Below are 22,513 nucleotides of genomic sequence, written 5' to 3' on the forward strand. Positions count from 1 at the left end.
TGCCCGCGAAGCTTTTAAGCTTTCTCCCAAACCTCAAAACTGTACGCCGGCTTGCCATCCTGCGCCGCATTCGGCGTGTCCGACACCAGCTTCCACTGCGCCGCATCGAACTCTGGAAACCACGCATCGCCCTCGGGGCTCAAGGCCACGCGGGTCAGGTACAGCCGGTCGGCGTGGGCCAGGCCTTGGGTGTAGAGCTGCGCGCCGCCAATCAACATCAGCTCGTCGACACCCTGCTCCAGCGCCCATTCCTGCGCCCGCGCCACGGCGGCCTCGAGGGACGGATAGACTTCGGCGCCCTCCAGTTGCAGGTCAGGTTGGCGGCTGACCACGATGTTCAGCCGGCCCGGCAACGGCCGACCGAGAGAGTCCCAGGTCTTGCGCCCCATGATGATCGGCTTGCCGAGGGTGGTGGCCTTGAAATATTTGAAATCGCCCGGCAAATGCCAAGGCATGCTGTTGTCGACGCCGATCACACGGTTTTCGCCGAGGGCTGCGATCAGGCTGAGGGGGAGTGATTTTTTCATGGCGCCGAGGATACCAGAGCCATGCTTTCCCCGATAAGCGCCACAGCGGTTATGCTCATTCATTCACCTGAGCGACGGGACGACGCGTGACTGAACTGCACACACTCTGGCTGACCGAAACCATTCGCCTGCGCGAGGAACACGCCGGCGCCCTGGAGGACTCGGAAGCCAACCGCCTGGCCCGAACTGCCGGCGGCGATCTGCCGACACGGATCCAGGCGCGAGCGCTGTGGCTGGCCGAACGCGACGGCCTGAGCAGCGCCCTGCAACACTGGCTGCAAGGCGCGCGACTGGCGCTGATCGTCCTCGCGGCGCTGGCGATCGTCAGCGGCGCCGGCCTGGCCTTTGCCGCCCTCGGCGACGGTCAGAGCCCGGTCAATGTGTTCTGGGCCCTGGGCAGCCTGCTCGGGCTGAACCTGATTCTGCTGCTGAGTTGGGCGTCCGGGCTGATCTTTGCCGGCGACTACGGCGCGACCCTCGGTCGCCTGTGGATGTGGCTCAGCGAAAAGCTCGCCCGCGACGCCAAGGCTGCGCACCTGGCGCCGGCCCTGCTGCTGTTGCTGCAACGGCAAAAACTCAACCGCTGGGTGCTCGGCATGCTGGTCAACGGTCTGTGGCTGCTGGCCCTGGTCAGTGCGCTGGTGATCGTCCTGACGCTGCTGGCGACCCGGCGTTACGGCTTTGTCTGGGAAACCACCATTCTCAGCGGCGCCACCTTCGTCAACCTGACCCAGGCCCTCGGCGCCCTGCCCGCGTTGCTTGGTTTCAGTGTTCCCAGCGAAGCAATGATCCGCGCCAGCGGCGATGCCGCGCTGAACATCGAAACCGCCCGGCAAGCCTGGGCCGGCTGGCTGGTGGGCGTGCTGCTGATGTACGGCATCATCCCGCGCCTGCTGTTGACGCTGCTGTGCCTGTGGCGTTGGAAAAGCGGCCGTGGCGAATTGCGCCTGGACCTGAATCTGCCGGGTTATGCGCAGCTGCGTGAGCGACTGATGCCCAGCAGCGAACGCCTCGGCGTCAGTGATGCCGCGCCGCAACAGTTGCATCAGGTCGAAGGCGGCAGCCATGGGTTGCACAGCGACGGCGCGTTGCTGGTGGGTATCGAACTCGACGACCAGCGCCCGTGGCCACCGGCGCTGCCGAAGACGGTCAAGAACGCCGGCATTCTCGACAGCCGCGAGTCGCGGCAAAAACTCCTCGAACAACTGACCCGCTTCCCGCCGGCGCGGCTGCTGATCGCCTGCGACCCAAGACGCTCCCCCGACCGTGGCAGCCTGGCGCTGATCGCCGAACTGGCGCGCAACGCCACCGCCAGCCGCGTCTGGCTGCTGCAAGCGCCCGCCGGTCAGGCGCTGGACGCCGAACGCTTGGGCGACTGGCACGCCGCACTGAAGCAACTGGGCCTGCCCTTCGCCGATTGCGCACCGATGAACTGGCTGGAGTCGGGTCATGACTGATGCCCATAACAAACCGCTGAAACTGGCCGTGGTCGGTCATACCAATGTCGGCAAGACTTCATTGCTGCGCACCCTGACCCGCGATGTCGGCTTCGGCGAAGTGTCCCATCGCCCCAGCACCACCCGGCACGTCGAGGGTGCGCGATTGTCGGTCGATGGCGAGGCATTGCTGGAGCTCTATGACACGCCGGGACTGGAAGACGCGATTGCCCTGCTCGACTATCTGGAACACCTGGAGCGCCCCGGCGAACGCCTCGACGGCCCGGCGCGGCTGGCGCGGTTTCTCGAGGGCAGCGAGGCGCGCCAGCGTTTCGAACAAGAGGCCAAGGTGCTGCGCCAGCTGTTGGCGTCGGATGCCGGGCTGTACGTGATCGACGCCCGCGAACCGGTGCTGGCCAAGTATCGCGACGAACTGGAGGTTCTGGCAGGGTGCGGCAAACCGCTGCTACCGGTACTGAATTTCGTCAGCAGCGCCAACCATCGCGAACCGGACTGGCGCGACGCCCTGGCCCGCCTCGGTCTGCATGCGCTGGTGCGTTTCGACAGCGTGGCGCCGCCGGAGGACGGCGAGCGCCGACTGTATGAAAGCCTGGCGCTGATGATGGAAAGTGCGCGCGGGCAACTGGAGCGACTGATCGCCGACCAACAGGCCCAGCGTCTGGCCCGCCGGCAAAGCGCGGCGCGACTGATCGCCGAATTGCTGATCGACTGCGCCGCCTGCCGCCGCAGCGTGGTCAGTGACGCCGAGCAGGAACAGCAAGCGATCAGCGCACTGCGCAAGGCCATCCGCCAACGCGAACAGCGCTGCGTCGAAGCGCTGCTCAAGTTGTATGCCTTCCGCCCACAGGACGCCGCCGCCAGCGATCTACCGCTGCTCGATGGACGTTGGGGCGATGACCTGTTCAACCCGGAAACTCTCAAGCAGCTTGGCGTCAGAGTCGGCGGCGGGATCGCTGCAGGCGCGGCGGCCGGCGCCGGGGTCGACTTGCTGGTGGGTGGCCTGACCCTCGGCGCGGCGGCATTGGCCGGGGCGATTGCCGGCGGCGCCCTGCAGACCGCACGCAGTTATGGCGGCCGGCTGCTGGGCAAGCTCAAGGGCCAGCGCGAACTGACCGTCGACGACAACGTGCTGCGCCTGTTGGCCCTGCGTCAGCGACAACTGGTGCAAGCCCTTGATCAACGCGGGCATGCGGCAATGGACAGCGTCCAGGTCGCGACGCCTGAAGACAAAGGCTGGCGCGAGGGCAAGTTGCCGGAAGCCCTGAGTCGGGCGCGAGCGCATCCGCAGTGGTCGTCGCTCAATCCACAGGCGAAGCTGAGCCAGGCCGAGCGCCAGGAACAGGTGGAGGCCCTGGCGCAGAAGGTGATCGAGGCCTGATCTCTAGTGAGCCAACACACCCAGCGCCTTGGCTTTCAATGTCGCCAGATCGAGCAGCGGCACACCGATTTCCTTGGCCTGCTCATCCCAGTGGCGCAGGCGCAAGCTGACGGCGCATAGCGGGTCCTGTTCGAACGCCCGCGCTTCACCGGGCGTCATCACCCCGCCCTGGTATTCCAGGGTGCGACGACTGGCTTCGCTCAGGCGCTGGAAGTAACCCGGCTCGGTCAGGGTCAGATAGCGCTTGGCCTGGACGTGATACTCCACCAGCCGCGCCATGCGCTCGCCAAAGCCCAGCCGGCGCAGGTAGTCAGCGCCGAGGCGCTCGTGACTGACCACGCCGAAGCCGCCCATGTTTTCCGCGTTCTCGGCGCAGATGTGCCCGATGTCGTGGAAGAACGCCGCCAGCACCACTTCGTCGTCATACCCTTCGGCCATCGCCAGTTCGGCGGCCTGGGACATGTGTTCGATCTGCGATATAGGCTCGCCGATGTAATCGCTGGCACCGAAGCGTTCGTAAAGAGCGAAGACTTCGGCGACCACCTGTTCACTGCGTTGCATCAGCACGCTCCCCATAAGCTCTGGATATTTCGCTCGGCCAGCGCCGGGCCGACGCTCATGCCCACGCCGGTGTGCATCAACGCCGCATGCACCCCCGGCGCGGCCTGCAGGAACGAAAACGGCGCCGGCCCCTTGGCACCATAGACGCCCTGCCAGCGCTCGACCACCTGCACCCGACAGCCGAGGGTCTGCTCGGCCAGTTCGATCATCCAGTCGTCCACCTGCTCGGCGTTGAATGGCGAGGGATCGCTGCCGTAATGGTGGGAGTCGCCGATGATCAGCTCGCCGTGGGGCGTCGGGCTGATCAGCAGGTGAATCCCGTGTTCATCCAGGTGCGGCGTCTCGCGCAGAATCTGCGCCCGTACTGCTTGCGCCTGCGGCAGGTCAGCGAAGGCGCCGTAGTGCACGCAGCTCAGGCCGGTCAGCACGGCATGCTGCAGGTTGAGCGGGGTCTGCGGCCGGGCGCGGAGCATTTGCAAACGGCAGACCTGCGGCTTGAGCGCGGCAAGCGGCTCGGCCAGCAGGGTTTGATAGTCGTGGCCGGAGCAGACAATGATCTGCTCGCCGCTGAAGCTGCCGGCGGTGGTGTGAACGCGGCCGGGCTCGACCTCGCGTACCAGGGTGCTGAAGTGAAATTCCACGCCCAGTTCGCGACGCAGGAAGTCGATCAGCGCCGGGATCGCTTCACGGGAATACAGTTGCTGGTCGTCGAGACCGTGCAACGCCGCACGGTGATGGCTGAACTGCCCGTCGTACAAGGCATGCAGGGCGGCACCGCGCAGCAGTTTGACGCGGTAGCCATGTTCGATCGCCCGACCTTCGCAGAAGGCTTGCAGCAGTTGCTCTTCGGCTTCGCTGCGAGCAAATAGATAAGAGCCGTTGCGCTTGAGCTGCAGGCCGGCGACTTGCGCCCAGTGGCCCCAGATCTCGCGACTGGCTTGGGCCAGTTGCAGCATTTTCCCGGGTGGCTGGCCGGTGATCAGGGCCTGGCCGAAATTGCGCACTGAGGCGCCAAGGGGCGTGGCAGTGCGTTCGAAGACGCGGACCTTGAGACCGCGTTTGGCCGCAGCGTAGGCATGGGACAGGCCGAGGATGCCGGCGCCAATGATCAGCAGGTCGTTGTGGTGGGTCATGTAGTTTTTGTCCCAAATTCAGGACCTTTTTCGCTGGCAAGCCAGCTCCTACAGGGGTTTGCATATTCCAGAAAAATTGCACACGACGCAAAACCCGTAGGACCTGCCTTGCCAGCGATGAGGCCCTATCAGCCAATAGAGATCTTACTTGGCAGCCACTTTCTCGGACTTGCCGTCATAACGCTTGCGCCATTCGCTGAGGATCTCGTCGCGATTCTTCGAGGCCCAGGCGAAGTCGTTCTTGATCAGGCGCTGCTCGTAGTCAGCCGGCAGTTCGGTCTGCGGCTTGGCAATCCCCGGTTGGGCAAGCACCGCGAAGTTCTCTTTGTAAAGCTCCATCGCCGCGGGGCTGGCGGAGAAGTCGGCCAGTTTCTTCGCCGCCTCTTCATGAGCGGTACCCTTGATCACGGCGGTGGCTTCGATCTCCCAACCCAGGCCTTCTTTCGGCAGGATGATGTCCAGCGGCGCGCCTTGGCGCTTGAGTTGCACGGCCGGGTACTCGAAGGAAATGCCGATCGGGAATTCGCCGGCAGCCGCCAGCTTGCACGGCTTGGAGCCGGAGTGAACGTACTGGCCGATGTTCTGATGCAGGTCATCCATGTACTGCCAGCCCTGCTTCTCGCCGAAGGTCTGCAGCCAGGCGCTGACGTCGAGGAAACCGGTACCGGACGACGCCGGGTTCGGCATGACGATCTTGCCCTTGTACTCGGGTTTGGTCAGGTCCTGCCAGCTCACCGGTTTGCTCAGGCCCTGCTTCTCGGCTTCGACGGTGTTGAAGCAGATAGTCGCAGCCCAGACGTCCATGCCGACCCAGGCTGGCGGGTTGGCGGCGTCGCGGTAGTTCGCGCCGATCTTGCCCAGGTCCTTGGGCGCGTAGCTTTGCAGCATGCCTTGCTGATCGAGGATCGCCAGGCTGGACGCTGCCAGACCCCAGACCGCATCCGCCTGTGGTCGGGCTTTTTCAGCGAGCAACTTGGCGGTGATGATCCCAGTGGAGTCACGCACCCACTTGATCTCGACGTCCGGGTTGGCCGCTTCGAAAGCCTGCTTGTAGGTCTTCAGTTGCTCGGCTTCCAGCGCGGTGTAGACAGTCAGCTCGGTTTTCGCAGCGAACGCATTGAAGCTGAAAGCGGTGAGGACAGCAGCGGCTAGAGCCAGGGGCTTGAACATGGTGCGGTTCCTTTTGGGTGCGAAGCAGGGGTTGAGGGAATCAGTGGCCGGGCGCGGTCACCCGCCAGGCCTGGGAGCGGCGCAGCAAACCGCGCGAAGCACAGGCCAGGAGCAGGGACACGCCCACCGAAGTGATCAGGATCAAAGTCGACATGGCGGCAGCTCCGCCGACGTTGCCGGCGTCGTCCATGTTCAGCACCGCTACCGCCGCGAGGATGGTGTCGGGGCTGTAGAGGAAGATCGCTGCGGAAACGGTGGTCATCGCCGAGACGAACAGGTAGCGCACGATGTCCAGCAGCGCCGGCAGGCAAATCGGCAGCGTGACGCGCCAGTAGTGGCGATACAGCGGGGCCTTGAGCGACAGCGCGGCGGCTTCGAATTCCGCATCGAGCTGACGCAGAGCGGTGGTCGCGGTCATTTGTGCGGTGGTCAAGTAGTGGGCAATGGTGCACACCACCAACAGGGTCATGGTCCCGTAGAGCACATGCAGCGGGTTGCCGTTGAGGTTGAAGAAAAAGACGTAGCCCAGGCCCAGCACCAGACCCGGCACTGCCATCGGCACGAAACTGAGCATACGCAAGGCCAGGTTCAAGCCGCGTTGGCCCTTGGTTTTTTCCATCAGGTAGGCGCCGGTGAAAATCACCACGCTACCAATCAACGCCGTGCACAAGGCCATCTTCACGCTGTTGCCGTAGGCCAGCCAGCCGCCGCCGGCGGTGTCGCCAAATTGGTAGTGCTTCAACGACAGCGACAGGTTGTAGGGCCAGAACTTGACCAGCGACGAATACACCGCCATGCCGAACACCAACAGCAGTACCGCACAGATCAACAGCACCACCGCCAGGTAGCAGCTATCCCGCAAGCGCGAGGGTGTCGGCTGGAACACCTGGGCCCGACCGCTCATGGAATCACCATGACGACGGCGCAACCAGGCATCAACGGCGAAGCTGAACAGCGCCGGCAGCAACAGCACCATGCCGATCAAGGCACCACGGCCGAATTGCTGCTGGCCGACCACCGCCTTGTAGGCTTCCAGCGCCAGCACCTGATAGTCGCCACCGACCACCACCGGCACACCAAAATCAGTGATGGTCAGGGTGAACACCAGGCAGAACGCGGCGAACACCGCCTGACGCGTCGCCGGCCAGGTGATACTGCGAAACGCCTTGGCCGGACTGGCGCCCATGCTCGAGGCGGCATCGAACAGCCGTGCATCGGCCAGGGACAGCGCCGAGAGCAGGATCATCAAGGCATGGGGAAAGGTGTAGATGACCTCGCCGAGGACAATGCCCCAGAAGCCATAGATGTTGTCCGAGAACAGCCCGCGCAACAGACCCTGGTTGCCGAACAGGTAGACCAGCGCGATCCCGGGCAGCATCGACGGCGCCATCAACGGCAGCAACGACAGGCCACGCCAGACCGCCTTGCCGGGAATCAGCGTGCGTTGCAAGGCGTAGGCAAACAGGTAGGCCAGCGGTACGACGATGGCGGCGACGCTGAACGCGACCTTCAGACTGTTACCGAGCAACCAGTGAAAGTTGGCGCTGCTCAGCAGTTCCCGGGCCGCGACCCAGCCACCGCCCTGCCCTGCATCGTTACTGAAACCACGCCAGAAGATCGCCAGCAGCGGCATCAACACCGCAACGCCGAGCAAACACAGGAGCAGCAGCTTGCCGCCGACCACGAACAAACGGTCACCGATTTCAGCACGGGAGCTCTGGCGAATCTGCTTGTGCGCCAGCGGCAGGGCAACGGGCGCGCTCATCAGGCAAACACCTGCAGGCTGCGCGGCGGCAAGGCAACCATGATGTCCTGGGCGCCAAGGCGTGGCATGGCTTCAGGCGCTAATTCGGCGAGCAGTGCATGACCCGGCAGATGGTTGAGTTCGAAGCTCATCCGGCAGCGATTGCCCAGGAAAGTGATTTCGCGAACCTTGGCCGGGAACAGGTTTTCCTCGTGCACCGCCGGGTTGACGCTGATCGCTTCCGGGCGGCAGAACAAGCGCCCCGACGCGGCCTTGGCGCTGTTGTCGGCCAGGCGCACCGGCATGCCGCCGACCTGGGCGTGGCTGTCGCTGCTGCGCTGGAACGGCAACCAGTTGCCCTGGCCGACGAATTCGGCGACGAAGGGGGTGGCCGGACGGTTGTAGATTTCCTGCGGGGTGGCGTACTGCTCGACCTTGCCGTTGTTCATCACGGCAATCCGGTCGGCCATCAGCATCGCCTCGTCCTGATTGTGGGTGACCATCAGGGTGGTGATGCCGAGGTTGCGCTGCAATTGACGCAACTCGGTACACAGATGCTCGCGCACCCGGGCATCAAGGGCCGACATCGGCTCGTCGAGCAGCAATAACGAAGGGGCTGGCGCCAGGGCGCGGGCCAGAGCGACGCGCTGCTGCTGGCCGCCGGACAACTGGCCGGGGAATTTCTTCTCGCTGCCGGTCAGGCCCACCAACTCCAGCATCTGCGCGACACGCTTGCGCACTTCGTCGCGACCACTGCCGGCCAGGCCGTAGGCAATGTTGGCTTCGACGCTGAGATTGGGAAATAGCGCGTAGGACTGGAACAGAATGCCGTAGTCCCGCGCCTGGGGTGCCAGCAACGAAACGTCGCGCTCACCCAGGTAAAGCTCACCGCGGTCCTGACGCTCAAGGCCAGCGATACAGCGTAGCAAGGTGGTCTTGCCGCAGCCCGAAGGCCCGAGCAGACACACCAACTCGCCGGCCGCCACGTCCAGCGACACATGATCCAGCGCGGTAAACGCGCCGAAGCGTTTTTCGATACCGCGCACCCGCATCGGGATACCGGGGTGGGTCAGGGCTGTGGCGACGGAACGGTTCATGGACGGACCTCATCTGGCAGATGCAGGCCATCCTAGGGAGCGAATGCTTACTTCATGTGGCAGTGAGGCAAAAATTGCCGATAGTGGTATTGGGCGATTTGGGTTTACGCATTCGCGGGCAAGCCCGCTCCTACAGGCGCCATCTCCTGCGCCAACCCCAGAAACGCCGCCGGCAAGCGCGCATTCTTGCGCTCCTTGAGGCAATACAGGTATTCGGGAATCTGCGGCGCATTTTCCAGGGTCAACACCCGCAGTTGCGGATCGTGAGGCACTTCCTGGCGGGCGATGATGCTGATGCCGATATTGCGCAGCACCGCCTCACGGATCGACTCGCGACTGCCGATTTCCAGCAACGGACCAAAACTCACACCGGCGCCGGCCAGCAATTCTTCAGTCAGGCGCCGAGTGGTGGAGCCCGGCTCACGCATCAACAAGGTATGCCCGACCAGCGCACTCAAAGGCACATGTTCACGCACCGCCAGCGGGTGGTTGCGGTGGACGGCCAGCACCAAGGGATCGGAGCCGAGTACGCGGCGAATCAGGCGTGCATCTTCCACCAGTTGCGACGAAGCGGCGAGGTCGACCCGGTAGTCCTCCAGCGCTTCGAGAACCTGCTGCGAGTTGCCGATTTCCACCGCCACCTCTACCTGCGGCAGGCGCTCGCGGAAGGTTTTCACCAGGTCGAGAATGTAATAAGGCGCAGTGGCGGCGATGCGCAGTGCGCCCTGGACCTGGCCACTGTTGCGCAGGAAAAACTCGATATCCGCTTCCTGTTGCAGCAGCGCCTTGACCATCGGCAGCAACCGCGCGCCCTCATCGCTGAGGCTGAGCCGGCGCCCGCCGCGATAGAACAACTCGACTGAGTACTGACTCTCCAAGTGGCGAATCTGCGTGGTCACCGTGGGTTGGCTCAGGCCGAGCTTTTTCGCGGCGAGGGTGATACTGCCCAGACGCGCGACCATATAAAAAGCCTTCAGCTCGGCACTCAGCACATCACCCTCTCTTCGTTTACTTGCGCAGCAGGCGCAGACCGTTGAACACCACCAGCAGGGCCACGCCCATGTCGGCAAACACGGCCATCCACATGGTGGCCAGACCGAAGAAGGTTACCCCAAGAAAGATCGCCTTGATGATCAATGCCAACGCGATATTTTGCGTGAGGACAGTCGAGGTCTGGCGTGACAGGCGAATGAATGCCGGGATTTTGCGTAGATCGTCGTCCATCAGGGCGACATCGGCGGTTTCAATCGCAGTATCGGTGCCGGCTGCAGCCATCGCAAAACCGATCTCGGCACGGGCCAGCGCCGGAGCGTCGTTGATCCCGTCGCCAACCATGCCGACCCGATGCCCCTGGGCATACAGCGCTTCGATGGCCTTGAGTTTGTCGGTCGGCAGCAAGTCGCCCTGGGCCTGATCGATGCCCACCTGGGCAGCGATGGCCTGAGCGGTGTGCGGGTTATCGCCGGTGAGCATCAGGGTTTTCACCCCCAACGCATGCAGTTGCTGGATCGCCTCGCGGCTGGATTCCTTGACTGTATCCGCCACGGCAAACAGCGCCAAGGGACCTGAGTTGTCGAGCAACAGCACCACGGTCTTGCCCTGTTGTTCCAGCGCGAAGAGTTTTTCTTCGAGGGCCGGTGAACACAGGCCGAGCTCTTCCACCAAGCGATGGTTACCCAAGTGGTAGACCTGCCCGTCGATTTCGCCGCGCACTCCGCGCCCCGTCAGCGCTGCGAAGTTATCCACAGTGCGCAGCGCCATTTGTTTATCCACAGCAGCGTTGGCGACGGCCAGCGATACCGGGTGGTCGGAGCGTCCGGCGAGACTGGCGGCCAGTACCTGAGCGGTGGCTTCGGCGGTTGGGTCGAGCGGCAGATAATCGGTTTGCACCGGCTTGCCGTGGGTGATGGTGCCGGTCTTGTCCAGCGCCAGATAATCGAGCTTGTAGCCGCCCTCCAAGTACACGCCGCCCTTGATCAGGATGCCCTTGCGCGCCGCCGCCGCGAGGCCGCTGACGATGGTCACCGGGGTCGAGATCACCAGCGCGCACGGGCAGGCAACCACCAGCAATACCAGGGCGCGGTAGATCCAGTCGAACCAGGCGGCGCCCATGAACAGCGGCGCAATCAACGCCACGCCCAGGGCGAAGACGAACACCACCGGGGTGTAGATTTTCGAGAAGGCGTCGACGAAGCGCTGGGTCGGCGCACGTGCGCCCTGGGCTTGCTCGACGGCGTGGATGATCCGCGCCAGTGTCGAGTTGTTGGCCGCCGCGGTGACCTTGTATTCAAGGGAGCCGGACTGGTTGATGGTGCCGGCAAAAACCTTGTCGCCGACGGTCTTTTCCACCGGCAGGCTTTCACCGGTGATCGGCGCCTGGTCGATGGTCGAGTTGCCCGCCATCACTTCGCCATCGAGGCCAATCCGCTCGCCGGGACGCACCCGCACCAAAGCACCCAGCTCGATGCTTTTGGCTTCCTGTTCGACCCAGCTGCCATCAGCCAACTGCACCGTGACCTTTTCCGGGGTCATTTGCATCAGGCCGCTGATGGCATTGCGCGCCCGGTCCAGGGACTTGGCTTCGATCAATTCGGCAACGGTGAACAGGAACATCACCATCGCCGCTTCCGGCCATTGGCCGATCAACACCGCGCCAGTCACCGCGATACTCATCAGCGCGTTGATGTTCAAGTTGAGGTTTTTCAGGGCAATCCAGCCCTTTTTGTAGGTGCCCAGGCCACCGCTGAGAATCGAGATCAGCGCGATGATCGCCACCACCCAGTTTGGCGCGGCGTTGGTGAAGTGGATCACTTCAGCGGCCAGCGCGCCGACACCCGAAAGCGCCAGCGGCCACCAATGTTTTTTCGCCGGCAGCGGACGGCTGTCGTCAGCGGCGCCCTCCTCGATCGGCTCAGCGTGCATGCCAATGGCCTTGATCGTCTCGATGATCGGCGCAGTGTTCGGCAGGTCGTGGGTCACCCCCAGCACCCGGTTGATCAGGTTGAATTCCAGTTGCTGCACCCCGGCCAGCTTGCCGAGCTTGTTCTGGATCAGCGTCTGCTCAGTCGGGCAGTCCATGGCTTCGATGCGAAAGCGGCTCAGGCGCGCGCTTTCAGTCACGGCCTCGCTGATTTTCACCAGCGCCGGCGACGCAGCCGAAGAACAGCAGGAACCGCCGTGACTGGCGTGATCATGGGGCTTTTGCACAGGCTGCAATTTTGCGCCGTGGCTGTGGGGGTGTTGGTCGCCGGGGGCGTGGGTGTGCCGGGAGTCGCTCATTGGGTCGCGTCCATGAAGGTGCCTGTTGCCAAGTAAAGACCCTGTAGCCACTATAGGGTCAAGCACCCTTTTGGAGATCGTTGCGATGAAGATTGGAGAACTGGCGAAACTGACCGATTGCGCGGTCGAGACCATTCGCTACTACGAGCGCGAAAACCTGCTGCCGGAGCCGGCCCGCAGCGACGGCAATTACCGGGTCTACACCCAGGCCCACGCCGAGCGCCTGACCTTCATCCGCAACTGCCGCACCCTCGACATGACGCTGGAGGAAATCCGCAGCCTGCTGGCCTTGCGCGACAGCCCGCAGGACCAGTGCGAAAGCGTCAACGCGCTGATCGATGAGCACATCCATCACGTCAAGGCACGGATCGACGGCCTGCTCGCGCTGCAGGCGCAACTGCTCGACCTGCGCCAACGCTGCAGCGAAGGGCCGGATATCGAACAGTGCGGGATCTTGCAGCGGCTGGAGGTCAGTGGCGGGGTCGTGGCGACCGAGGTCGAGCATTCACATGTGGGGCGCAGTCACGGGCATTGAGAGTTGATCCACACCCCCACAGGTTTTACACCCACAGGGTTATCCCCACAGGTTTAAGGATTGCAGTTCAGACCGCCATCGGCGCGGTCATCGGCGCGTGGTGCTGGTAGCCTTCCAGCGAGAAATCACTCGGCTCTACCCGTTCCAGCCATTCCGGTTGGTACACGCCGGTCTTGGCGAACTCCGGTACACGGTCGGAAATCACCAGCTTGGGCATCGGGAACGGTTCACGGGTGAGCTGTTCGTTGAGCATGTCCAGGTGGTTCTCGTAGACGTGCGCGTCACCAATGAAATAGGTGAACCAGCGCGGCGTGTAGCCAGTCAGGCGACCGACCAGGCTCAGCAGCGCGGCGCCCTCGGTGAGGTTGAACGGCGTGCCCAGTGGCTTCATGCGACACCTATGATGCACACTACGAATGTATCCTTGAGCAATATCTGTATCATCTCGTAGTGCAGAATTATAATTGCACATTACGTGAGAAATAACAAGCACTTACCTTCATTCATTGCGCATGCATTTGCGGGCCTTACCCACGTTGACGCCCAGGAAAATGTGTCGCTATGCCAACACTTGTTGATGGCCTCCGATACCCCTAGATCCACCGATCTTCACGTAGGCCCGTCTCGCCCACGGGCTAGTGACTCCGAACGTGTCCGTACCGTATACACTTGGCACAGGCTATCTGCCATCACGACTATTAGCTTTCGCAATGGACACTCCATGGATTACAGACGCATCAGAGGCATGGATTCAGGACAGCGCCTCGCATTTGAAGAACTCGTTTGCCAGCTAGCCCGACGTGAACCACCAGCCGCTGACGCGGAGTTCAGGCGAATAGAAGGTGCTGGAGGAGATGGGGGAATCGAGGCGTACTGGTTGCTCAGTGATGGAAGCGAGGTTGGTTATCAAGCTAAATACTATACGAAATCGGCTGATATAAACTGGGCTAACATTGACGACTCCGTGCGGCGAGCCTTGGAAACGCATCCAGGATTGTCCAGGTATATTGTCGCTCTCCCCTGTGACCTGACTGATAAGACTGGCAAGCAAGGTGGCGGCAACACAGGTTGGGAACGCTGGCACTCTCGAAAGGAAACATGGGGAAAGCTCGTTGCGCCGGGTAAACATGTCGACTTTATTGCATGGACGGCCTCAGAGATCACGGATCGACTCACCCATCCGAATGCGGAGGGGTTGCGCAGATATTGGTTCGGCGACGTTGAGTTCTCACCAAAATGGTTTTCCGATCACATTGACCTAGCAGTCAAATCGCTGGACGAAAGATACCATCCTGAAGACCATGTGGAAGTTGGCATTGAAAGAATATTCAAGGTCATATTACGAGACGATAGCATTGTCTCCGAGATCCAGGATCACTTTTCAAAAATACAAAAAGCCGCCCAACTTGGAGACATTGAGCAGTCATTCGAAGGCAGCTTAGAGCTTATTGAGAATATCCACGCCAAAACAATTGACTTGGAGAAACTTAGCCTCGCATTTACTTCAGACGCCTACAGAGTCTGGCCTGTAGCGGCAGCCTTAGAGATAATCGAGTCTATTTCAGAAAGCGTCCATGATCTAGAAAGAATTTTTTGGCGAGCGAAGCAAGAAAAGGCGAAGGAACCAAAGTCCAGCAGCTCCTCATTGGACTATATAGAGTACCGACTGCGAGATCTCAGTGGTGCAGCATACGCCTTCAGATCACTCATCGAGGGTCGATACATTTCTGCGGAATCAGGTCGCAGCATCTTCATATTTGGAAAAGCGGGAACGGGAAAATCGCATCTGCTGGGTAACGTAGCGCAGAACGCCATATCAGAGGGCAGAGCTGTCGTCCTGATACTTGGCCAACAGCTAAACGGCGACAGCGTCTGGGCTCAGTTTTCAAAGCGCCTGGGAGTCGGAGACATTAATCCTGACGCATTGCTTCAAGCACTGAGTGCCGCCGCAGACGTTACCGGCAAGCGCGGATTGATCCTGGTGGATGCGGTAAATGAGGGGGCTGGATTAACTCTCTGGCGTAATGAGCTTGCAGAGTTCGTGGCAAGAATCGAACGCCACCCGAACCTAACGCTGGCCTTCAGTTGTAGGACTGAATACATTCCTTACATTATCCCTCCTGCGGTAAGTGAGAAGGTTCCGGCGTTCCGAATTCGCGGATTTGAGACACAGGAAGAGCAGTCCAGAGCGGCTCGAATATACTTGGGAAAGCGCGGCATATCTCAACCGAACACCCCATGGTTAGCTGCCGAGTTTGTAAATCCGCTTTTTTTGCGTAGCGCCTGCGTTGCTCTTGAAAGGGAAAATCAAAAGTGGTTCCCCAAGGGTTTGGTCGGCACGAAGCAGGTTTTTTCGTTCTATACGAAGAGTATTGCTCGCAACTTGGGTGCCGGTAGGGATGGTAGCGATGAGTTGGTAAGGCCGACGAACCAGGCACTCGCTGCTATTGCATCAGAGATGGCTGCAAACAGACGGGACTATGTCCCGCATAGCGACGCCATACGTATCGTCGATGGGAGGTTCCACGCATACCCGGCACCTCCGGGAACCACATGGTTTGAAATTCTCCAGAGAAACGGATTATTCAGGCTTGATCCAGATCCCAGGGAAAGGAGAGCCGATCCTTTTGCCGCCCCTGAAGACATCGTTCGCTTCAGCTTCCAGAGACTTCAAGACCACTTGATGGCCTCAGTGATACTGGAGACGGTAATCAATCCTGCTGATGCACTGAAATCTGGTGCCCTGAAATTCATCCATGATGATGAAAGCATTCATGGTGACTGGGTGGGATTGGTCGACGCCCTGTCGGTGCAACTGCCTGAGCGTTTCAATCAAGAGCTGCTCGATCTGTTACCAGGCGATATCAATGCATGGGCGAATGATCCAGCAGTCAATGATGCCTTCATAGAAAGTCTTAGGTGGCGCAATAATGAGTCGTTCACCGACCGGACGCTCGAGCTATTCAACGCATTCCTGGAGGTTGAAGATGGGTATTTCGACATTATCATCCAGGTCAGCGCGAGTGCTGGGCACCCCTGGAATGCAGAAGCACTGCATAAGCGGCTAATTGTCCTTGAAATGCCGAAGCGGGACGCATACTGGACTGTGCACGCGAATATTCTCCCGTTAGACGAGGGGGCTACTGCCAGGCGGCTCATAGAGTGGAGCGCTCTCGAGCAAAGTGAGCAGACAGACTCTGAGGTACAGTACCTTTGCGCGATAATCCTCACATGGTTCCTTGCTAGCTCTAATCGGGAGCTGCGGGACAAGGCCACCAAAGCGCTTACCTCGCTGATGATCCGCAACCATTCTCTGTACGCGAAGCTTTGTGATGACTTCGCCGCAGTGGACGACTTGTATATCCTAGAGCGCCTGCACACAGCAGCCTTCGGCGCGTGCTGTGTCAGCAATTGTGAACGGCTTCTGCGCCCCTTTTCTGAGGTGACCTACAAGGCTGTATTCGACCGAGTGGACGTCCCCGCGTCCATCCTGCTTCGAGACGCCGCCCTTGGCATTATCGAGCTCGCAGCTTGCAAAAACTGCTTGCCGGAAACCGTGGACATTCAGAAGGCCCGTCCACCCTATAACTCGAGAAGCATTCGGCTTTCCGTTACAGAAGATGCGCTCGAGAAGGCTGCCAAGCATGCTGGCGACTCTCAGATACAGAGCTCATGCGCCCAGTGGGGTGGCGACTTTGGCTGCTATGAAATACGACCTCGCGTAACTTCGTTCCTGAATATCTCGCTGAGCACGCCTGAGCCCCTGACCCCCTCTGAAAGATCTGAAATTTTTGAGCAAGAAGTCATCGACCATTGCCCTGAACGCGTCGAACTCCTTGAGATGATGCATGCCTTCACGCCGACCCGTTTCCGCGATCTTCTTCAGCGCCGGCAGGGCACAACTGCACCTGATTACTCTGAAAGCTTTAAGGCGTGCGAGACACTCCTTCTAAGAATGCTGAGCACAGGTGAAAAGGCAAGGTATCGCAAGGAATATAAGCCGCGATTCAATGCCCCCGAGGAGCGGCCTGACCAGCTACCGCATATCGATGTGACTGCAGCCCAGCGCTGGGTCGCAAAGCGTGCCTATGGCCTCGGCTGGACGAAGGATTTGTTCCCCGAAGATCGGAGCAGGCGTCATGATTACAGTCGGGACAGACCGTTGGTTGAGCGTATTGGTAAGAAATACCAGTGGCTGGCTTTGGATGAGCTTCTCTGCAGCCTTGCGGATAACAAATGGATGTCCGAACGCGCCCTCCATGGATCGCGTCAGTATGCTGGGCCTCTCGATGTAGGTTTCCATCGAGACATAGATCCGACAATCCTACTAGCCTCCGAAGAGGCGCCTAGCCCGGAAGATTCCATTCCCAGATCCGAAATCACCATGCGACAGACCTCAGAACAGGAACTCGGGAAGTGGCCTTTCGAAGAGGATCCGGCTTTGGGTATGGCAAGCCTTGTCAGCAGGACGGATGCGAAGGGCCGGGCCTGGATAGTCCTACATGAGCATCGGTCGGTATCAGAGCGGTACAAAGATAAGTCCAGCCGCGAGCATGGGCTTAGAAAACAGGAGTGGCGCTTTTTACTGCCAGTAATCGTAAAGCGTGAGGATGAGCAGAGACTCATAAAATACATCCGTATGGAAAAAGAGGTTCGAGTAGACAACTGGTCAACCCGAAATGCGACGGACGATGGCTATCTGCTGGAAGCCCCTTGGCGTTCGACGTGGGATCAAGAGCAGTGGTCAACCATGGACTTTCACAATATTGGTGAGGTTGAGATTGCCTACCCGTGTTTCCGTTACCACTGGGAGTCTCATCTAGATGCGTCTCTGAACGACGGCGCTCACGCTCTGATACCTGCACCATGGCTCGCAAAACGACTAGGGCTGACGCCGCATCAGTCCAACTCAAACATATACGCTGACAGCTCTGGCAGAACACTTTTCGTCAGCGGGCAGAGTCCTGACGACGGCTCTCATGCTTTTATAGATCAGGGTCTGTTTGACTCCTTTCTCGAGGAAGACGGTCTGTCCTGTGTATGGATTTTTGTCACAGAACGGGGCGCTTGGCCAGGCGGTGGAAACAGCCATGCCTCCTGGCGTCGATCTGAAGGGGTCGTTTGGTTTAGCAAGCGCGCTCCACAGCTGCAACATTGGAAAAGGGATGTGGACAAGGGAGAGCCAGGAGAGGCATCCGACCTGGATTCCTGAATTAGGGGCAGCCGGAGTGGTCACCAGGTCGAGGTTCAGCATTAGTTAGCTGGGCTAGCCTCGACTTGATGGCTGATGACGGTTCGAACAGTGCGTAGCCAAACAGGAAGTAGCTCATGTCTAACAGGAAGAAAAAGCCAAATCGCTCCGGGAAAGTTACGTCGTCACTGGCAGATCACAAAAGGGTTGGCAAAGCGCTCATACCCCCCATTATGCAGATCACAGGGATGAGCTTCTCGTCATGGGCGAACAATCGCCTACCGGAGATGCTTTGGGCCTGCCTGGTCATTACCGTAATTCCCCGTGAAGAGGCAATCGAGGTTTTTCGGGACATCGCTTCCATCGGCATTCGCTATCGACGTGACGATGACCGCGAACAGGAGCCAAAAGAAGCACTGGGCTGGACGCTTCGCCACTCTGATTTGCCGAACCAGCCGAGAGAACTCTTCAACGCCCTCGTGAGCCGGGTGCTCCACTGCCATTCAGGCTTGCAAGCGTTGCGTCCGTTACTGCTCCTCGAAAACCTTCCAGGTCGAGACTGGTGGAAAGCAGCACTCGCTGCTGAAGCAACCGAGGACGACTGGCAGACCCTTGGCCAGGCGGTACTGAAAACCTTTGACCACCAGTCCCAAGAAGCAACGGATGTGCGCTGGTTAAGCGTACTGTTCAAGCTAGGGCTAGGGGAAATCTTCGTCATGGAGGAGATGAGGGAGCGGATTCAGGAAATTATCGAATATCCACACCGGGGAGATATGAGATCAGTCCGACCCTCCATTAGATCCATGGAAATGGCTGTAATCAGCCTTAAACCGGATCAAGAACCTAGCCTCTGGCCCGAATTATTTTGGGCTTACACACTGGAACATACCCACTGCCTCCCAGCTCCGTTGGAGGCCAGAGGTGAATCTGCCCATGACCCCAAAATCTTGGGCAAGACGATCAATGATGTCCGTGAAGGTTTACTGGCTCACTGGTTCACGAGCTTGAGCACCACTGGCCTGAATCAGAAACATGATGGCGTTTTCGGGTTCGGGTTCTTCGCTCTCGCCTGCTTAGCCGAAATAAGCATGGGGCCGTTGAGCTCAGCCATTACCGGAAGGCTACTGCTTCGATCTCTCACTGAGTGCAGGATCTCGCTGGCTTACCTAGTACGCTGTGGGAACGACGAGATGTGGAAAAAATTCCGTTCCTATGGCGCCGGCCAAGCCAAGCTGGCACTGCTCAAGCACGAGGAGATGGCCGGTCAGAAGGCTCGGTTTGTGACCCAACAGGCTTTGGAAACCTTGGCGAACGAAGACTACTTCCAAGAGTACGTGGAGATCGATCTGGGCCATTGGGCCGGTAAAGATCTTCGCAGGCTAGCAGAGGAGTCAGGCACGAAGGATGACTACGACAGGTACTACGGTTGGGCCTCGGGCTTCGTCCATGGACAATGGGGTGCAATAAGGGACAGTAACTTCACTCACTGTCTGAACCCTCTGCACCGGTTCCATCGCATCCCACTGCCATACCACCGGATGCTAGAACCTACCATTGCTGATGCGTTGCATTTAATAAATGCCATTCTTGCCGACGTGAACACTGCGTACCCTGGATTTGATACGCGCTTCGAGATCGAGGACGCACCGAGGGATGATGAGAACAATGCGGCGGCTCCTAAAGAGCCTGCATAGGCTGAGGTTTGGGGATAAACGGGATTCATCTGCTGGTTAATAATGATCCCGAATCGGGATATTAAGCCTCTAAAACTGGCTTAGTGTCCCTTTTCGGGCACATTACACGACCCTTCAATCTCGAGCCGTGTTTGGTCATTGTTTGAACAGCTTATCCAGTGTCACGAACGCAGCGCCTGTCTCTGCCGCTGCTCTTACTTGCCGCCCATAGCCCAATCTTTCGGAACCATCGTAGACGCTCCGCAGATTGCCATGCTAATTTCTATGCCCCTGATCTCCCTGGATCAAACGGTCGGCTCGTGAAGGCTCCAGTGCCACAGGTTGCAACACCACTTTTTCGCACGCATTTCGACGATAGTCAGCGGGCAGCCGACACCCTGACGCTACCGGAGAACTGCTATGCGCGTCCCAGTCTATCCAGACGACCTGATCCGAAATCGTGGCTTCAAAAGCCTGTCCAAGCAGTTGCAGCAGCACTGGTGTGGCCCAGCCCCAATCTCACTTGCAGATGCTCAAAAAGCGCTCGCGCAGGGACTAGGTTATCTGAGCTTCCACGATCTCAGCGAGACGTCAAAAGTCTGCCCGCCAGATGAGCCTGTGCCGCATGAAGCCGATGTCAGGAAGGCAATTGGTTCAGCCATCAAAGCTACCCTGCAGGCAGAAACATCGCCGCCTGTGGATCGACAGAAGCTGGAACGGCTCGTGAACGATCTCTCCCTGAAAAAACTCCTAGCCTTTAAACGTGTGCAGGTTTCTCCCGCTGCTGGTCATGGCCTACTACCAAAACTGGTTATCCAGACTCAGCAAGGGTTGATCAAAGAACATGTTCAGACCTTGGAAAAGATCCTTGCCGAATCGGGCGACTTGAGAGATCGGGCGCTGTTTGCATGCATGCTGGGTGGGCTGCGGGCAAACGAGTTCCTATCGGCGAGGATGCAACAGGGTGCTGCGGTGTATAGCGTGAAGAGCCGTGATACCAAGCATGTACTCGATGCGATTCCTGATAGGTACAGGTCGATACTTAAGGAGTACATCAAGGTCTCAAGGCTGTCAGACGGAGATTATCTTTTCCGTGCGGGTAATGCCTCTGGGCGTCCGCTGTCGGTTATAACTCTGAGAAAGATCTGTTTCTCCTGGACTCGCAAAGGGAATATTGATGCGAGCTTGCTCACACCTTATGGCATCCGCAAAACCACGGACAATTACGCCGACTTTTTGCGCGAAATGGGCGTGAGGATGGGCCACCACTCAGTGAATACGTCCTTGGCATATGGAGTCGGTTTGCCGAAAACCAGTAGCACTGTTCACTAGGCCTAACCTTGGGAATGGTTTCGCGACTAATTTGCGAGGCCATTGAGTATTCCTGTTTTGGGCGAGCCCCCTGTTGGGGTACGGCTGTCGTGAACCCAATCTTGGCTTCGCCAATGTTGGGCCCTCCGGGCGTCCATCCTCAGGACTTTGGCCCATCCTATGCCGGCGCGCTCCGCTTACGGTCACGACCGATACCTGAGCAACGCTCCAAGCCACTTCCTGCGAAACCAGCCCGACGATGCCCTTCCCGCTGGCTATTGCGAAGTGAATTTTCCTGACCTATGATCGGGTCAGGCGGTGATGGTCGCCTGGCGCCTGTTTCGCGAAGCAATAGCCCATCGTTTGACATCTTCCAGCATTACATCGGCATGTCCCTAACCAGACGCTGCCCGGTGAACAGGCAATCGGACACCTAAGCGTCGTAGATTTAGGAACCTTTGCCATGTCTGATTTTTCCCCGCTAAACATCTTCAAATCCCAAGCTAAAAAGCTTGCTCATGATCAGGGCCTGAAGCTTTCTGTCGCTCAAGAAACCCTTATTCAAAAAGCAGGCTTCGCTGATTACCATGAGTTTTCTGTAGTCGCCCAACGGAACCCCAAGGATGCGCGTCTGATGGTGGCTGTTTTTGGGATCAAAGACTTTCACCAAGCGATCCATGAAGACGACGTCTACGCCCATCTGGATCTAGAACTGGAGGATCAGCTCTCCGGCGCGATTGCGGACACCAATGCGAGTGGATTCACTATTGATACTCTTGAAATTGAAAACGCTGACTACAGCGACGCAACCGGGAAGCTTACTTTAGAAGTCTCCCTGACCTACCAGGGGCAGCAAGATCAGGAGAGGATGTATCACGGTGCAGCCTTCTATCTCAAAGCCACGGTCGAATTGCTACGCCGTGATGGTATATGGCTACTTGCTGACGAGGGCGTGGTCATCTCCAGCAGTGAGTCTGATGCTGATCGCGACCGTAGATCTGAATGGGAGCACTGGGCCCAAGTTGAAGAAGCTGAACGCGGCAACCGCAAAACCATGGCCCAGGCCCTGGCGAATGAGCTGGAGATTTCTATCGACGACGCAGAGCTTCTAGCCGATTCGGAGGTCACGGCCAACGAATCGGATGAGGGCCTCGTATACAGTTACTGGATCAATTTTGAACCCGTAGCCGAGGGTAAAGTGAGAGCAGACCTCCTAGCGCGATTCGGTTCTCTTGAGTACGAGCTTGGCCCGAACTTCTTCGACGATATTGAGCACGAATTCTGAGGTTGACCAGGTGATGGCCGGCGCAAACGCTGGCCATTCAAAACGCTCTCTGCTTTATCCAGCCAGTACAAAACAAGCTGCGCATGTCGACAAGAACCATGGTGCTCGTGGGGGACAGTGCGCATCGCCACTTTCCAGCTACGCTGAGGCTCCATGCCCACCGTAGATAGGG

At 59.4% G+C, this 22,513-nt stretch carries 16 protein-coding genes; 7 read left to right on the plus strand and 9 right to left on the minus strand.

Annotated elements, in window-relative coordinates:
* Positions 1 to 14: 14 nt before the first annotated feature.
* Entirely contained in the window at positions 15 to 527 is a 513-nt protein-coding gene (locus NR126_RS18685) for a dihydrofolate reductase (protein WP_256830829.1), read from the minus strand.
* Positions 528 to 613: 86 nt separating this feature from the next.
* On the opposite strand from NR126_RS18685, the gene NR126_RS18690 reads away from it, so the two are divergent.
* Both NR126_RS18690 and NR126_RS18695 read left to right on the plus strand, forming a co-directional pair.
* The gene (locus NR126_RS18690; protein ID WP_256830830.1) at positions 614 to 1,984 is read left to right on the plus strand and encodes a DUF2868 domain-containing protein; all 1,371 of its coding nucleotides are present in this window, start codon (positions 614 to 616) and stop codon (positions 1,982 to 1,984) included.
* Positions 1,977 to 3,362, plus strand: coding sequence for a GTPase/DUF3482 domain-containing protein (locus NR126_RS18695; protein ID WP_027616966.1), 1,386 nt, complete (start codon positions 1,977 to 1,979; stop codon positions 3,360 to 3,362). The genes NR126_RS18690 and NR126_RS18695 overlap by 8 nt, the downstream gene beginning before the upstream one ends.
* Before the next feature lie 3 nt (positions 3,363 to 3,365).
* On the opposite strand, the gene NR126_RS18700 is transcribed toward NR126_RS18695, so the two are convergent.
* From NR126_RS18700 to NR126_RS18730, 7 genes are all read right to left on the minus strand, one after another.
* Positions 3,366 to 3,923 (minus strand): phosphonate degradation HD-domain oxygenase, encoded by a 558-nt coding sequence (locus NR126_RS18700; protein WP_027616965.1) that lies wholly within the window; start codon positions 3,921 to 3,923, stop codon positions 3,366 to 3,368.
* Entirely contained in the window at positions 3,923 to 5,056 is a 1,134-nt protein-coding gene (locus NR126_RS18705; RefSeq protein ID WP_256830831.1) for a TIGR03364 family FAD-dependent oxidoreductase, read from the minus strand. The genes NR126_RS18700 and NR126_RS18705 overlap by 1 nt, the downstream gene beginning before the upstream one ends.
* A 144-nt stretch (positions 5,057 to 5,200) precedes the next feature.
* Positions 5,201 to 6,226, minus strand: a complete 1,026-nt coding sequence (locus NR126_RS18710) for a putative 2-aminoethylphosphonate ABC transporter substrate-binding protein (protein WP_027616963.1) — start codon at positions 6,224 to 6,226, stop codon at positions 5,201 to 5,203.
* 40 nt (positions 6,227 to 6,266) lie between these two features.
* Positions 6,267 to 7,991 carry a putative 2-aminoethylphosphonate ABC transporter permease subunit gene (locus NR126_RS18715; RefSeq protein WP_256830832.1) on the minus strand — a complete coding sequence of 575 codons (1,725 nt, stop codon included), beginning with the start codon at positions 7,989 to 7,991 and terminating at the stop codon, positions 6,267 to 6,269.
* Complete coding sequence (locus tag NR126_RS18720; protein WP_027616961.1) at positions 7,991 to 9,067, minus strand: putative 2-aminoethylphosphonate ABC transporter ATP-binding protein; 1,077 nt, start codon at positions 9,065 to 9,067, stop codon at positions 7,991 to 7,993. Before NR126_RS18720 ends, NR126_RS18715 begins: the two co-directional genes overlap by 1 nt.
* A 104-nt stretch (positions 9,068 to 9,171) precedes the next feature.
* A complete protein-coding gene (locus tag NR126_RS18725) occupies positions 9,172 to 10,059 on the minus strand; it encodes a LysR family transcriptional regulator (RefSeq protein ID WP_027616960.1) in 888 nt (295 codons plus the stop codon).
* Between the two features lie 16 nt (positions 10,060 to 10,075).
* A complete protein-coding gene (locus tag NR126_RS18730; RefSeq protein ID WP_105753683.1) occupies positions 10,076 to 12,346 on the minus strand; it encodes a heavy metal translocating P-type ATPase in 2,271 nt (756 codons plus the stop codon).
* A gap of 85 nt (positions 12,347 to 12,431) precedes the next feature.
* Here NR126_RS18730 and cadR point away from each other — a divergent pair, with 85 nt between their 5' ends.
* A complete protein-coding gene (gene cadR, locus NR126_RS18735; RefSeq protein ID WP_027616958.1) occupies positions 12,432 to 12,881 on the plus strand; it encodes a Cd(II)/Pb(II)-responsive transcriptional regulator in 450 nt (149 codons plus the stop codon).
* A gap of 67 nt (positions 12,882 to 12,948) precedes the next feature.
* Here cadR and NR126_RS18740 read toward each other — a convergent pair whose 3' ends face one another.
* The gene (locus NR126_RS18740; protein WP_256351155.1) at positions 12,949 to 13,353 is read right to left on the minus strand and encodes a thymidylate synthase; all 405 of its coding nucleotides are present in this window, start codon (positions 13,351 to 13,353) and stop codon (positions 12,949 to 12,951) included.
* A 249-nt stretch (positions 13,354 to 13,602) separates the two neighbouring features.
* Here NR126_RS18740 and NR126_RS18745 point away from each other — a divergent pair, with 249 nt between their 5' ends.
* The 4 genes from NR126_RS18745 (at position 13,603) to NR126_RS18760 (ending at position 22,341) form a co-directional block, all read left to right on the plus strand.
* Positions 13,603 to 18,093 (plus strand): AAA family ATPase, encoded by a 4,491-nt coding sequence (locus NR126_RS18745; protein ID WP_105753682.1) that lies wholly within the window; start codon positions 13,603 to 13,605, stop codon positions 18,091 to 18,093.
* Positions 18,094 to 18,209: 116 nt separating this feature from the next.
* On the plus strand, positions 18,210 to 19,766 hold the full coding sequence (locus tag NR126_RS18750; RefSeq protein WP_105753681.1) for a DUF5677 domain-containing protein: 1,557 nt from the start codon (positions 18,210 to 18,212) through the stop codon (positions 19,764 to 19,766).
* A 399-nt stretch (positions 19,767 to 20,165) separates the two neighbouring features.
* Positions 20,166 to 21,077, plus strand: a complete 912-nt coding sequence (locus NR126_RS18755) for a site-specific integrase (RefSeq protein ID WP_105753680.1) — start codon at positions 20,166 to 20,168, stop codon at positions 21,075 to 21,077.
* 442 nt (positions 21,078 to 21,519) lie between these two features.
* Complete coding sequence (locus NR126_RS18760; protein ID WP_105753679.1) at positions 21,520 to 22,341, plus strand: hypothetical protein; 822 nt, start codon at positions 21,520 to 21,522, stop codon at positions 22,339 to 22,341.
* Positions 22,342 to 22,513 lie beyond the last annotated feature (172 nt).

The organism is Pseudomonas sp. Pse1, from assembly GCF_024519635.1.
In the GTDB taxonomy this organism is placed as follows: domain Bacteria; phylum Pseudomonadota; class Gammaproteobacteria; order Pseudomonadales; family Pseudomonadaceae; genus Aquipseudomonas.

Coding starts and splice junctions, on each gene's coding strand:
- NR126_RS18685 (WP_256830829.1), bottom strand. CDS start 527: ATGAAAAAATCACTCCCCCTCAGCCTGATCGCAGCCCTCGGCGAAAAC.
- NR126_RS18695 (WP_027616966.1), top strand. CDS start 1,977: ATGACTGATGCCCATAACAAACCGCTGAAACTGGCCGTGGTCGGTCAT.
- NR126_RS18700 (WP_027616965.1), bottom strand. CDS start 3,923: ATGCAACGCAGTGAACAGGTGGTCGCCGAAGTCTTCGCTCTTTACGAA.
- NR126_RS18705 (WP_256830831.1), bottom strand. CDS start 5,056: ATGACCCACCACAACGACCTGCTGATCATTGGCGCCGGCATCCTCGGC.
- NR126_RS18710 (WP_027616963.1), bottom strand. CDS start 6,226: ATGTTCAAGCCCCTGGCTCTAGCCGCTGCTGTCCTCACCGCTTTCAGC.
- NR126_RS18715 (WP_256830832.1), bottom strand. CDS start 7,991: ATGAGCGCGCCCGTTGCCCTGCCGCTGGCGCACAAGCAGATTCGCCAG.
- NR126_RS18720 (WP_027616961.1), bottom strand. CDS start 9,067: ATGAACCGTTCCGTCGCCACAGCCCTGACCCACCCCGGTATCCCGATG.
- NR126_RS18730 (WP_105753683.1), bottom strand. CDS start 12,346: ATGAGCGACTCCCGGCACACCCACGCCCCCGGCGACCAACACCCCCAC.
- cadR (WP_027616958.1), top strand. CDS start 12,432: ATGAAGATTGGAGAACTGGCGAAACTGACCGATTGCGCGGTCGAGACC.
- NR126_RS18740 (WP_256351155.1), bottom strand. CDS start 13,353: ATGTGCAATTATAATTCTGCACTACGAGATGATACAGATATTGCTCAA.
- NR126_RS18745 (WP_105753682.1), top strand. CDS start 13,603: ATGGATTACAGACGCATCAGAGGCATGGATTCAGGACAGCGCCTCGCA.
- NR126_RS18750 (WP_105753681.1), top strand. CDS start 18,210: ATGTCTAACAGGAAGAAAAAGCCAAATCGCTCCGGGAAAGTTACGTCG.
- NR126_RS18755 (WP_105753680.1), top strand. CDS start 20,166: ATGCGCGTCCCAGTCTATCCAGACGACCTGATCCGAAATCGTGGCTTC.
- NR126_RS18760 (WP_105753679.1), top strand. CDS start 21,520: ATGTCTGATTTTTCCCCGCTAAACATCTTCAAATCCCAAGCTAAAAAG.